Source organism: Winogradskyella ursingii (genome assembly GCF_013403975.1).
Classification (GTDB): domain Bacteria; phylum Bacteroidota; class Bacteroidia; order Flavobacteriales; family Flavobacteriaceae; genus Winogradskyella; species Winogradskyella ursingii.
In genome coordinates, this window is record NZ_JABFDH010000003.1 from 462,457 (window position 1) to 474,995 (window position 12,539).

At 34.4% G+C, this 12,539-nt stretch carries 12 protein-coding genes; 6 read left to right on the forward strand and 6 right to left on the reverse strand.

Features of this window, described 5'->3' with window-relative positions; translation table 11 throughout:
- The first annotated feature begins 82 nt into the window (after positions 1-82).
- Positions 83-1,171 carry a T9SS type A sorting domain-containing protein gene (locus tag HM983_RS09445; protein ID WP_179345162.1) on the forward strand — a complete coding sequence of 363 codons (1,089 nt, stop codon included), beginning with the start codon at positions 83-85 and terminating at the stop codon, positions 1,169-1,171.
- Positions 1,172-1,258: 87 nt separating this feature from the next.
- Here the strand turns inward: HM983_RS09445 and holA are convergent, their stop codons facing one another.
- Positions 1,259-2,272 (reverse strand): DNA polymerase III subunit delta, encoded by a 1,014-nt coding sequence (gene holA / locus HM983_RS09450; protein ID WP_179345163.1) that lies wholly within the window; start codon positions 2,270-2,272, stop codon positions 1,259-1,261.
- Between the two features lie 132 nt (positions 2,273-2,404).
- On the opposite strand from holA, the gene HM983_RS09455 reads away from it, so the two are divergent.
- From HM983_RS09455 to HM983_RS09465, 3 genes are all read left to right on the forward strand, one after another.
- A complete protein-coding gene (locus HM983_RS09455; RefSeq protein ID WP_179345164.1) occupies positions 2,405-2,854 on the forward strand; it encodes a type I restriction enzyme HsdR N-terminal domain-containing protein in 450 nt (149 codons plus the stop codon).
- On the forward strand, positions 2,855-3,847 hold the full coding sequence (locus HM983_RS09460) for a glycosyltransferase family 2 protein (protein WP_179345165.1): 993 nt from the start codon (positions 2,855-2,857) through the stop codon (positions 3,845-3,847).
- Positions 3,848-3,951: 104 nt separating this feature from the next.
- Positions 3,952-4,809 carry an OmpA/MotB family protein gene (locus HM983_RS09465; RefSeq protein ID WP_179345166.1) on the forward strand — a complete coding sequence of 286 codons (858 nt, stop codon included), beginning with the start codon at positions 3,952-3,954 and terminating at the stop codon, positions 4,807-4,809.
- Between the two features lie 75 nt (positions 4,810-4,884).
- Here the strand turns inward: HM983_RS09465 and HM983_RS09470 are convergent, their stop codons facing one another.
- The 5 genes from HM983_RS09470 to HM983_RS09490 all read right to left on the reverse strand — a co-directional run bounded on the left by HM983_RS09470 (position 4,885) and on the right by HM983_RS09490 (position 10,730).
- Positions 4,885-6,939, reverse strand: coding sequence for a vWA domain-containing protein (locus HM983_RS09470; RefSeq protein WP_179345167.1), 2,055 nt, complete (start codon positions 6,937-6,939; stop codon positions 4,885-4,887).
- 22 nt (positions 6,940-6,961) lie between these two features.
- A complete protein-coding gene (locus HM983_RS09475) occupies positions 6,962-7,558 on the reverse strand; it encodes a vWA domain-containing protein (RefSeq protein WP_179345168.1) in 597 nt (198 codons plus the stop codon).
- A gap of 90 nt (positions 7,559-7,648) precedes the next feature.
- Positions 7,649-8,731: an AMP-binding protein gene (locus tag HM983_RS09480; RefSeq protein ID WP_179345169.1), complete on the reverse strand. Its 1,083-nt coding sequence runs from the start codon at positions 8,729-8,731 to the stop codon at positions 7,649-7,651.
- Between the two features lie 2 nt (positions 8,732-8,733).
- Positions 8,734-9,699: a CPBP family intramembrane glutamic endopeptidase gene (locus HM983_RS09485; protein ID WP_179345170.1), complete on the reverse strand. Its 966-nt coding sequence runs from the start codon at positions 9,697-9,699 to the stop codon at positions 8,734-8,736.
- Entirely contained in the window at positions 9,696-10,730 is a 1,035-nt protein-coding gene (locus HM983_RS09490; protein ID WP_179345171.1) for an o-succinylbenzoate synthase, read from the reverse strand. The genes HM983_RS09485 and HM983_RS09490 overlap by 4 nt, the downstream gene beginning before the upstream one ends.
- Positions 10,731-10,788: 58 nt before the next feature.
- Here HM983_RS09490 and HM983_RS09495 point away from each other — a divergent pair, with 58 nt between their 5' ends.
- Positions 10,789-11,697: a sterol desaturase family protein gene (locus HM983_RS09495; protein ID WP_179345172.1), complete on the forward strand. Its 909-nt coding sequence runs from the start codon at positions 10,789-10,791 to the stop codon at positions 11,695-11,697.
- 27 nt (positions 11,698-11,724) lie between these two features.
- The gene (locus HM983_RS09500) at positions 11,725-12,516 is read left to right on the forward strand and encodes an SDR family oxidoreductase (RefSeq protein WP_179345173.1); all 792 of its coding nucleotides are present in this window, start codon (positions 11,725-11,727) and stop codon (positions 12,514-12,516) included.
- The last annotated feature ends 23 nt before the right edge of the window (positions 12,517-12,539 follow it).

Here is a 12,539-nt window from a genome sequence, read left to right on the forward strand (position 1 = left end):
GTTGAATTTAAATTAAGTAAAAATAATATATTTAAAATATTACGATTAGAATACATAACTTTAAGGTAATAATTAATTTGAGATGAAAACAAAATACACAATTCTTATATTCTTGATGATGTTTGGTACATTGTCAGCTCAACAATATACCCTGCATACAGATCTCGACGCAACTGTGAGCGAAACTTCTGGGTTATTAATAATAGACAACACCATTATTACCCATAACGACTCAGGAAATAGTGCACAACTTTTTGAAATTGATACTTCAACGGGAAACATCACACGAACTGTAACGGTAAGTAATGCCACCAACATAGACTGGGAAGACATTACCAAAGACGATACTTATATTTACATCGGTGATTTTGGAAATAACAGTGGCAACAGAACAGACCTGAAAATTTATCGCATTTTGATTTCAGATTATCTCAATAATACAAGCGTCAACGCAGATATTATTGAATTTAGCTACGAAGATCAAACGGATTTTACATCAAATCCGATGAATACAAATTTTGATGCCGAAGCCCTTATTCATTACAATAACCAACTGTATATTTTCACTAAGAATTGGGAAAATTTTGAAACTCACGTTTATCAATTGCCAAAGAGCATCGGTACACAAAATGCTCTAAGAATTGATGAATTTAATAGTGATGGTCTAGTCACAGGTGCTACTACTAATTCTGCCGACAATAGTATTGTGCTTTGTGGATACGGTGAAAATGGACCTTTTTTAATTAAGCTAGAGGGTTTTAACGGTGGTCTTTTTTCCAATGGAACCATAAATATAATTTCTATGACTGCTCCATCCGGCTATTCGTCTCAAACAGAGGGAATCGTAGCCCTTACTGTTTCAGAATACTACGTGTCTACTGAGGCGCTTTTTTCTAATTTACAGGGTTTATATCAATTTGATTTTAACACCTTGAATATTGAAGATGAAACCAATCAAGGATTAACCTTTTATCCAAATCCAGCAAAGACTGAAATCACTGTGGAGTGTGATAATTGCACAACGACAATCTATTCAAATTCTGGCCAACTGATACTAAGTTCTAATAAAAAGAAAATTGACATTTCTAATTTGGCTAGTGGGATTTATCAAGTTGAAATGAAAAACAAATCGACTAAAAAATCATCGGTTAAAAAGTTGATTATAAAGTGATGATCGACCAATAGCTTTTAGCCTGTAAAAGTTCTCGATACATTACTTCAAAAACGTCGGTACACTCAAACTGACGCTCCTCAAGAATCAATTCAAAATTCTAACCATTAATTCTTTAAGTAAATCGCCTTGAGGTACTGCATTTGAGCCAACACCTTTTCCTTTTACATCAAATTCTCTTAAAAGACTAATTACAGCACTAACTTTTTTCATTGGGTAATTCCGAGCCGCAGTTAAATATTCGTTCACAAAATAGGGATTTACTCTAAGTGCAGATGCTACACTGCGTGGTGTTTTGTCGGACATACCATGAAGGTGCAACAACTGCGAAAAGAAACTAAACAATAACGAAATGGTTACCACCATTGGGTTGTCCTTTGGATTATCGGCAAAATATTTCACGATACGCTGTGCTTTTAATATATCTCGATCACCAATGGCTTTCCGTAATTCAAAATTATTAAAATCCTTACTTATTCCAATGTTTTCCTCAATATGCTCTGGTGTGATTTGTGTACCCTTTGGTAGTACAATCTGAAGTTTATTGAGTTCGTTATTTACCTTGCCCAAATCCGTTCCTAAAAATTCAACCAGCATTTGCGCAGCTTTTGGAGAAATATCGTAACCTTGATTTTTCAGTTCTCGTCTAATCCAATCTGGCACTTGGTTATCATATAGTTTTTTGCTTTCAAAAACAACTCCTGATTTTTTGATGGCTTTATAAACAGCTTTTCTTTTATCCAGTTTTTTGTATTTATAATTTAGTACTAAAACTGTGGAAGGTTGAGGACTTTCAGCATAGGAAAGTAGTTTGTCGATGTGTCTGCTCAAATCTTGTGCCTCTTTGACAATTACCACTTGCCGTTCTGCCATCATAGGATAGCGTTTGGCTTGGCTTACAATATCATCGATGGAAACATCACGACCGTAAAACGTCATTTGATTGAAACCTTTTTCAGATTCATCCAAAACATTGTCTTCAATAAAATCGGAGATTTTATCTATGTAATATGCCTCTTCACCCATTAGTAAATAAATGGGTTTCAGTTGGCCTTTTTTAATGTCTGTGGCTATTTGTTTTGCTTCGTCTAAAACTTTCAAAATTCAAAATACAAGGTTTGCAATTACCAATTGGATGAAACATTTTTCAGAAATGGTATCTGAAGTTTCTATTTAAAAATTGTGATTTGCGGTATTCTGCTTTAACTTTGGCGAAATTACAGTTTAACATTAGTGCAAGAGCTCAACTTTCCTCAGTTTGAATACCGATTCAAAAGTACAGAAAATAAAGTTTCTATTTTTGATGTGATTCGGAAAAAATTCGTCATTCTTCAACCCGAAGAATGGGTGCGACAGCATTGTATCCATTACCTTCTACATGAAAAAAAATTCCCTATTTCGTTAATAAATATTGAAAAAGAGCTCACTATTAACGGACTTAAAAAACGTTATGACATTGTAATTTTTAACCCAGACGGAAGCATTCACTTAATGGTAGAATGTAAGTCTCACCACATACCAATTAACCAAACTACTTTTGACCAAATTGCGCGTTATAATTTAGTGCTAAATGCTACATATTTAATGGTTACCAACGGTTTAAATCATTATTATTGCCAAATGGATACGGAAGCGCAGCGCTATACTTTCTTAAGGGATATTCCAAATTACAAATCAAAATAAATGTTGGAAACCAAAGACATAGCAATTGTAATTTTAAATTGGAATGGAAAAAACTTGCTCAAACAGTTTTTGCCATCGGTGATTTCGTATTCCCAAAATGCAATGATATATGTGGCAGATAATGCTTCTACTGATGATTCCGTTGCTTTTGTATCAGCTACTTATCCTTCTATTAAAATCATTAAAAATTCTGAAAATGGTGGTTATGCGAAAGGATATAATGATGCTTTAAAATATGTTGCAGAGCCTATTTTTTGTTTATTGAATAGCGATGTGGAAGTCACTGAAAATTGGCTTCAACCAATTGTAAATCAATTTAATGAAGATTCCGGAACAGCTATAATTCAGCCGAAGATATTAGATTATAACAACAAAGATTATTTTGAATATGCTGGTGCTGCTGGTGGTTTCGTTGATCATTACGGCTATCCATATTGTCGTGGTCGTATTTTTAACACCATTGAAAAGGATGAAGGACAATACAATGATATTTCACCAATTTTTTGGGCTTCCGGTGCTTGCTTATTTACTCGCAAATCTATTTTTGAGGAGTTAAAAGGGTTTGATGAATCCTTTTTTGCCCATATGGAAGAAATAGATTTATGTTGGCGTGCCTATAATAAAAATTACAAAACGGTATATGTTGGTACCACATCCATTTATCATGTTGGCGGAGCTACGTTAAAAAACACCAACCCAAGAAAGACGTTTCTCAATTTTAGGAACAGCCTCAGCACATTGGTAAAAAATGCTCACGGCTCTATCTATTGGAAAGCCTTGGCAAGAATGATTCTGGATGCTGTGGCATTCTTTATGTTTCTATTTCAATTAAAACCTATGCACGCTTTTTCGATTTTAAAAGCACACATTTCATTTTACGCACAACTACCTATAATTTTAAAAAAGCGTAATAATTCGTCTCAACGCGCTCATTACTCCGATTCTAAATCTATTGTTTGGTCATATTTTATTAGTAAAAGACGTAGATTCTAATTGTTTATAAAACTGTTAAAATTTATGTTAATCCATGTGTTAAGCGCTATTCTTTTCTATAATTTTGGTACGTTATAATTAACTATTAAAACTAAAATTCGATTATGAAAAAAATAATGTTGTTGAGTATTTGCTCAATGTTTGTTTTATCTTCTTGTGTATCTAAAAAAGAATATGCCGCACTTGAAGCCAAACATCAAGAAACCCAAGATTTATTGAACAGCGCAACTGTAAAGCTTAACAAATGTCTTTCTGATGCTTCTGCTGCCAATGCTAGAGTGGAAACCATGAAAGAACAGTTGGCTGATATGCGAAAGAGTAACGAAGCACTTATTAAGAGTTCACAAGATTTAACAGAACTTACAAGTAAAGGAGCTTCTAATTTAGAAAAGTCGTTAGAAAGTTTACAAGAGCGCGATTTAAAAATCACAAGATTACAAGATGCTTTGTCTAGAAAAGATAGTGTAACCTTAGCAATCGTAACAAGCCTTAAAAAGGAAGTAGGTATCAACGATCCAGATATTGAAATTAATGTTGAAAAAGGTGTGGTTTTTATCTCTATTGCTGATAAATTATTATTCCAGAGTGGTAGTTATACCGTTACAAATCGTGCAAAGGAAATTTTAGGAAAAGTTGCTAAAGTTATCAATAGCAAGCCTAATTTTGAAGCGATGGTAGAAGCGCATACTGATAATGTACCTTACAACAAACCACCATTACAAGATAACTGGGATTTGAGTGTGAAGCGTGCAACTTCGGTTGTAAGAGTTTTGGAGGATCTTAAAGTTAATCCACAACAACTTATTGCTGCTGGACGTAGTTATCACGTACCTTTAGTAGAAAATGACACTGCTGAAAATAGAGCTAAAAACAGACGTACAAGAATTGTTGTACTTCCAAAAATTGATCAGTTCTATGAAATGGTAGAAGAAGAAATGAAAAACCTTTCTGAGGGTAATTAATTCTTAGTTATTTTATATAAAATTTAAAAACCCAATGTTTTTGCATTGGGTTTTTTGTTTTACAATTAATAGATCTTAATTCAAATTTCCATAAGATTTTACCAGTCTTACAAATTCTGCTCTATATCCATCATTGTCCTCACCTCTTCCATTTTCGGCAAGTTCAATCACTTTTGATACTTCGGCTTGGTTAAAATATTTTGAATTACGTAATTGCATCCCGAATAAAGCTACTGCCGATGCAAAATTCATATCCTCAGAAACCTTAACTGTTTCTGTGTTTTGGACTTTCACCATTTCAATACTTTTAGAACCGTCTGGTAGTTTATATCTTAATTTAACTGTAAAAAATTCATCTTCAAAATTCTTTTTGTCTGGATACTGCGTATATTTTAATTCTGGAACTTCTTTAATGTAGTCACTTGTTATTCCAACCGGAATAATTTCATATAAGGCCGTCACAGTATGTCCGCTACCCAATTCGCCTGCGTCCTTCGTATCATCCACAAAATCCTCATCTGCAAGCAATCTATTTTCATAACCAATTAAACGATAAGCTCGAACTTTCTCTGGATTAAATTCCACTTGAATCTTAACATCCTTTGCAATAGTAAACAATGTACCACCAAACTCTTTACCGAATACTTTTTGTGCTTCCTGCATGTTATCGATATAAGCATGATTTCCATTGCCTTTATCTGCCAAAGTTTCTAATTTTGAATCTTTGTAATTACCATAGCCAAATCCTAAAACAGATAAAAAGACTCCTGTTTTACGCTTTTCTTCAATCAGTTTTTTCATTGCGTTATCGCTGGACGACCCAACGTTAAAATCGCCATCAGTAGCCAAAATGACTCTATTATTTCCTTTTATCTTGAAATTCTCTTCTGCCAATTTATAAGCCAATTCAATTCCTGCACCACCTGCAGTTGAACCACCAGAATTCAGGTTATCCAAAGCTGCCAATATTTTTTCTTTGTTGTTTCCTGAAGTCGGTTTCAATACTACACCTGCTGCACCAGCATAAACTACGATGGATACTTTGTCTTTAGCACGCAATTGATTCACTAATAACCTGAAAGCAGATTTTAACAATGGTAATTTATTCTGACTGCCCATAGAACCAGAGACATCTATCAAAAAGGTTAAGTTAGATGCTGGCAGTTCATCATTTTCATAAGTTTTTCCCTGAAGACCAATTCTAACTAATTGCGTATCATTATGCCATGGTGTTTGTACTACTTCTGTATTAATAGAAAACGGATGCTCATCGGTTGGTTGCGGATAGTTATAATTAAAATAATTAACCATTTCTTCAATTTTAACCGCATCAAAAGGGATGTTTTCGCCGTTGTTAATCATGCGTCTTATGTTGCTGTAACCTGCTTTATCGACATCTATTGAGAATGTTGAGAGTGGTGATAATGTGGTACGTTCAAAATTGTTCTCATTGATATTGGCATAGTTTTCATCGTTTTGAATGCGATAGTTTCCAGATTTGGTTGTAATTACTATACAACCGTGTTTTGCTGAAATACCGAAAAGCTGAACAGCTTTTACACCTTTATGAACATTGACATGCTCAATCTCCTCAGGTTTGATATTTTTAATTAAAGTGTTATGGCCCTTTTGAACAGGAATACCGTCAACAATATAAAGAACCTGATTGGCTTGGGTTTCTCTAGTACCTTTTATCATAACATCCGAAACTTGTCTTTGAAGCTGTTTTGAAATGCTATTATGATAGTTTTTTTGTTTTTGCCATTTTAATTGAGCTTTTGATGGACTTCTAAAATCTGAACTTGCACCATAACCGACAATAATTACTTCTTCTAATGCTTCCGATTCTTTTAAAGCAACATTGTAAATGTTTGAACTTTCAACTTTTATCACCTTTGTATCAAATCCAATATAGCTAAAGACTAATTTTTTTCCCTCTTTAACTTTGATTACGTAATTACCGTTAAAATCAGTTTGTACACCATTTGATGTGTCTTCGATTTGGATATTAACACCTGGTAACGGTAATCCATCTGATGCAGAAGTCACCATTCCCGTAACTGTCTTTTCCTGTGCGCCGATTTGTATTGATATTAACATCACAAAAATTAGTTGTAATAAATTCTTCATAATACTTAATTTTAGATAATTATTAATTTTTAATAACTGCAATGATTTCTGGGAGCAAAGCGATGGCAGTCAATACAACACTATTGCTCTTCTTTTTTGTTTTGGTGTTTTGTACATTGGTTGTAGTGACAGGTTCTGAACTGCGATTGGGAATGCGTACCATAACAACAGAATTTTCGGCCTCTTCCACAAAATTCTCTTTGGTAAATTCATAGGCCAACTCAATACCATCTTTTTCAATGGTTTTTATGCTTTGTTTTGGATGCTCAATTACATAAAGCATTTTTTTAATATCAATTCCTTCAGCTTGTTTTAGGGCAATACCATTCATGTTAGAATAACTCACAATACTCACTCGGTCATTTTCTGAAACCCGCTTTGAGAATAGCTTAAAAGCTTGCTTTAAAATTACTTTGTCTTCTGTGTTAAATTGCTCACCGTAAGTTTCTATTAAAAACGTGATATTTTTTGTGGCTGTGGTATCGTCATCAACAGAATAATTTTCGACGATAAACGTGATGAGATTGTCTAAAGTAACCGATTCGGTTTCAATGTTTTTTTCTTGGCTCTGGCCTTTTACTGACAACAGTAAAAAGCTGAATATTAATAACGTCTTCATTGGTTTGGCTTTTAAAGTTTACATAAAACTATAAGCTAAACAACTGAAATAAAACCAGGAATGAGTAAAGTATATGTTTGGGTGAGTTAACTACCTTTTGGCAGTTTTAATAGATTTTGTGCGCTGAATTTTACCACTAGCAGTTTCTTCAAATTTATTAATAGAGTAAATGGCTTTAGGGATTTCAAACTTATCCAATTCCTCTAGATTATCGATTTGACTTTTGATTTCTGCTATAGATTTTGAAGGATTTTCAACAATAAGGATGAGTCGTTCGCCAAGTTCTGAATCTTCTTCACCAGCAACAATAAAACGTTGGTTGAGGATGGATTGTAGCTTTTTTTCAATCTGCTCAGGATACAATTTGACTCCACCAGAATTTACCACATTGTCATGACGACCCAATAATTCAAATTTCTGATCTGAAAATAGCTCTACTACATCGTTAGTTACCAAATTTTCAACCTTCAATTTCGGAGCGTCTATGATGAGGCAATTTCTATTGTCTATTTGAAATTTTACATTAGGTAATGCACTAAAATATGGTTCGCCATTTGAAGCTTTTGATTCTAACTGTTTAACAGCTACATGCGTTATTGTTTCGGTCATACCATAGGTTTCGTAGTATTTGGACTTACCGGATTCTAACCGTTCCAACACCTTCATAGGAATTCGAGAACCTCCTATGATTATGGTTTTTATGTTTTCAGTCTTGTCTAAAATATTTCCGACTTGAAGAGGCACCATAGCACAAAAATCGTATGGCTTATCTTCATCAAATACAGGTTGAGATGTTGGTTTAACCATATCGATTTCAAGACCTAAAACAATGGCTCTAACCAACATCATTTTTCCAGCAATGTATTTAATTGGCAAACAGCCTAGCGCAGTATCTCCAGATACTAGATTAAAATAATCACCTGTAGCTATGGCAGAATTTACCATGCTCTGTTTTTGAAGTTTGATGGTTTTAGGAAAACCTGTAGAACCCGAAGTTTTTACAGAAATATGACTTTTTTTATTGAGCCAATCTGTCAGGAAATTGCCAATCTCTTTCTCATAAGACTCTCCTTCTTTGATTAAACTATAAGCAAGATCCTTGAGTTCGTTGTATTTATAATGAATTCCGTTATATTTAAACTTATTATGAACCTTATTGAATTTTGGCGCCATGGTTATTCAATAATCTTGTAGTCTTCTTTTGGCGGTTCTTCTACCCTACCGAATAAACGCTCTTTCCAGTTATTCCAGCCATAAACTTTCGAAAGAATTAAAAGTATAATTGGAAACATTACAAAAACAGGAATAATAATATCCATCATCGTTGCACTAGTTGGGTCTGAGGTGTCCTTCAAAATAGAATGTGTCTGAAATGCTGTCCAGTCGGCAGTAACCAATAATGCTGTAAATAGATTGTTGGCTGCGTGAAAGCCTAAAGCTAGCTCTAAACCATCGTCCATTAGGGTCATAATGCCTAAGAATAACCCAGTTCCTATATAATATATCATGATGATATTGCCCAATTTATCAACTTCAGGATTTGCAATGTGCAACATCCCAAATACAACAGATGTTAACAATAATGGCACCCATCTGTTTTTGACAACCACACCAATGCCCTGCATTAAATAACCTCTAAATAAATATTCTTCACAACTCGTTTGTAATGGCACAAGGGCAATAGCAATTATAGCCAAAATCAGAAATTTTTCCAGATTAAAATTCAAAACATAATTTTCTGGTGTCATAAAATAATCTACTAATACAAGTCCAGAAGATAGAATTCCCCAACTAATAAATATGACCCAAAAACGTTTCCAGTCAATTTTTTTTCGTGCTGTAGTCAATTGCGTAATGGTCATATTATGCAACCATTTGTTCACTAGAAAAATTCCCAATAGACCTACAGCAAAGGATAAGAGCATTAAAAACAAATTTAAATTTGGCTCAAGAACGGTCATAATGGCTGTCTCATCTAAAGCGAATAAACTCATGCCTTGCTGCTGCGCTTCAAAAATTGCGGCGATTGTGAATGGTACTTGACCAATTACCACAAAAATGACTATTATAACAAATCCCACTATATATCTCCAACCATCGTGAAGTCCTTTATATGCCTGTTGTATGTAATCTAATTTCATAAGTTAAATTTCCAATCTTTATTAATATCGTATTGCAAAGTACCATTTTTTACAGTTAATGGCGAAGAAAAATTATTGGTAAACAAACTACCAGTGCCAAGGCCTTGTGGCATCGAATTATTGAGTGTATAAGTCCATTGTGCAATGGCATTTAAACCAACATTACTCTCCAGCGCACTTGTAATCCACCATTTTATATTTAGTTTTTCCGCTAAATCAATCCATTGTTCGCTGCCTCGAAAACCACCTACCAAGCTTGGTTTTAAAATGATGTAATGAGGTTGAATTAATTCTAAAACCTTCATTTTATCTTGAACTGAAAACACACCAATCAACTCTTCGTCTAATGCAATCGGTATTGGTGTAGTTTCGCACAACTTACCCATTGCCTCATATTGACCTGCCTTAATGGGCTGTTCTATGGAGTGTATATCGTATTCCGATAATCGTTTTAATTTTTCCAGCGCATCTTCTGGGCTAAATGCCCCATTGGCATCCACTCTTAATTCTATATCGGATTTTGAAAATTGGTTTCTAATGGATTTAAGAATGTCCAGTTCCGTCTGAAAATCAATGGCACCTATTTTTAATTTTATACAATCAAATCCAGCTTCAATTTTTTCATTGATTTGCTCTCTCATATAGTTGGCGTCGCCCATCCATACCAAACCATTAATCGGTATATTATCAAACCCTTTTGTAAAAGCTGAAGGAAATAACAAAAATCTATCGTCACTATCTAATGATTTATGTGCAGTTTCCAATCCAATTTGGATGCTTGGGAATTTAATAAGCTCAATTAATAACTCGTCTAATTTAAGATGGATATTGTCGCAAGCCCATTTGAGCTTTTCTTCAAAATCAGGTCGATCATCTACTGATAAACCTCTCAGAATTCCACATTCACCGATTCCCTTTTTACCATTTTTTTCAATAATAATGAACCAAGTTTCCTTTGTGTTCATAACGCCACGGGATGTGCCGCTTGGACGTTTAAAATTCAGGATATATTTGTGATAAGAGGCTTTCATAAGTGGGATCAAAAATACTTAAATAATTTCGTAATTTAGAAGCTGAAATTTTATCAAAATGCCTGATTTCCCAAATATCATCCTTTATGCAATTCCCTTTTTTATATTGGCAATGCTCTTAGAGTTATATGTAACAACAAAACATCAAATTAAAAGCTACGAGGGCAAGGATGCATTTTCATCTATTGCTATGGGATTAGGCAATGTAGTTTTGGGTTTTGCCAGTAAAGCCTTGGTGCTGTTGCTATTTTTTTTGGTTTACGATAATTTTAGGTTGTTTACGCTGCCAATAACTTGGTGGTCTTTTGCCTTACTCTTTTTTGCTGATGATTTCTCATACTATTGGTTTCACAGAATTTCTCACGAGTGTAGAATATTCTGGGCCTCTCACGTTGTACATCATTCTTCACAACATTACAATTTAAGTACGGCATTGAGACAAACATGGTCTGGTGGGTTTTACACATTTATATTTTGGTTGTGGTTGCCGTTGCTAGGCTTTCATCCTGCGATGATTTTATTGCAAATGTCAATTAGTTTATTGTATCAATTCTGGATTCATACGGAAGCGATTGATAAAATGCCCAAATGGTTTGAAGCCATTTTCAACACACCTTCTCACCATCGTGTTCACCATGGAAGTAACCCTATTTATTTAGATCGTAACCACGCAGGAATTCTGATTATTTGGGATAAGCTCTTTGGCACTTTTCAGCCTGAATTAAAAGAGGAAAAAGTGAAATATGGTTTGGTAAAAAATATTGAAACTTACAATCCAGTAAAAATTGCTTTTTTGGAATGGTGGAATATGGGAAAAGATGCTTTAGGTGGAAAAAAATCCTTTAAACATAGAATAAATTATTTCTTTAAACCTCCTGGTTGGAAACATGATGGCAGTGGTAAAATCAGTGATGATTTACGTAAGGAATGGATGAATTCAGTTAGCGATGAACGATCGCAGTCTTAGCAAAAAGTTTAAAGAATAGAACTAAATATGGTTTTCAAAAATAAAGTTATTTGGATTACAGGAGCTTCTAGTGGGATCGGCAAATCTCTTGCACTGCATCTATCCAATCTAGATTGCAAACTCATTTTATCATCAAGACGGGAAGCCGCTCTAAATGAGGTAAGGGATTTATGCGCTAGGCCAGAACATATAGCAGTTTTGCCTCTTGATTTAGCGGAATACCACAGTATGAAGCCTATAGCGGAACGAGCGATTTCGTTATTTGGCACAATTGATATGTTGATTAATAACGGTGGTATCAGTCAACGGTCTTTAATAATCGATACTGATATTTCGGTAGATAAAAAATTAATGGAAGTGGATTATCTCGGTACAGTGGCTTTAACTAAAGCCTTATTACCTCATTTTATTTCCAATCAATCTGGACATTTTGTAACCGTTACCAGTTTAATGGGAAAATTTGGTTCACCCTATCGCTCTGGTTATTGTGGCGCCAAACATGCTTTGCACGGGTTTTTTGATGTGCTGCGTATGGAACATGAAAAAGACCAAATTAAAGTGACCATGATTTGCCCTGGATTTGTAAACACAAACATTGCTCGGAATGCTTTAACAGGTGAAGGGAATGCTCAAAATCAACAAGATGAAGCAACTGAAAAAGGCTTAGACGTAAATGTTTTTACAAAACACATGATTACGGCCATTAAAAAGGAAAAGTTAGAAGCATATATTGGTCAAGGGGAAACAAAAGGTGTTTATTTAAAAAGGTTCTTTCCTCGTTTATTGCATAAGGTGGTGATGCGAAGTCGAGTTCGCTGATCCTTTACAAGGATTGAACTTGG

What these genes read in the sequence shown, in the direction of transcription:
- HM983_RS09470 (WP_179345167.1), bottom strand. Translation starts at nt 6,939, where the DNA reads ATGAAGAATTTATTACAACTAATTTTTGTGATGTTAATATCAATACAA.
- HM983_RS09460 (WP_179345165.1), top strand. Translation starts at nt 2,855, where the DNA reads ATGTTGGAAACCAAAGACATAGCAATTGTAATTTTAAATTGGAATGGA.
- HM983_RS09500 (WP_179345173.1), top strand. Translation starts at nt 11,725, where the DNA reads ATGGTTTTCAAAAATAAAGTTATTTGGATTACAGGAGCTTCTAGTGGG.
- HM983_RS09475 (WP_179345168.1), bottom strand. Translation starts at nt 7,558, where the DNA reads ATGAAGACGTTATTAATATTCAGCTTTTTACTGTTGTCAGTAAAAGGC.
- HM983_RS09465 (WP_179345166.1), top strand. Translation starts at nt 3,952, where the DNA reads ATGAAAAAAATAATGTTGTTGAGTATTTGCTCAATGTTTGTTTTATCT.
- HM983_RS09490 (WP_179345171.1), bottom strand. Translation starts at nt 10,730, where the DNA reads ATGAAAGCCTCTTATCACAAATATATCCTGAATTTTAAACGTCCAAGC.
- HM983_RS09480 (WP_179345169.1), bottom strand. Translation starts at nt 8,731, where the DNA reads ATGGCGCCAAAATTCAATAAGGTTCATAATAAGTTTAAATATAACGGA.
- HM983_RS09495 (WP_179345172.1), top strand. Translation starts at nt 10,789, where the DNA reads ATGCCTGATTTCCCAAATATCATCCTTTATGCAATTCCCTTTTTTATA.
- HM983_RS09445 (WP_179345162.1), top strand. Translation starts at nt 83, where the DNA reads ATGAAAACAAAATACACAATTCTTATATTCTTGATGATGTTTGGTACA.
- HM983_RS09485 (WP_179345170.1), bottom strand. Translation starts at nt 9,699, where the DNA reads ATGAAATTAGATTACATACAACAGGCATATAAAGGACTTCACGATGGT.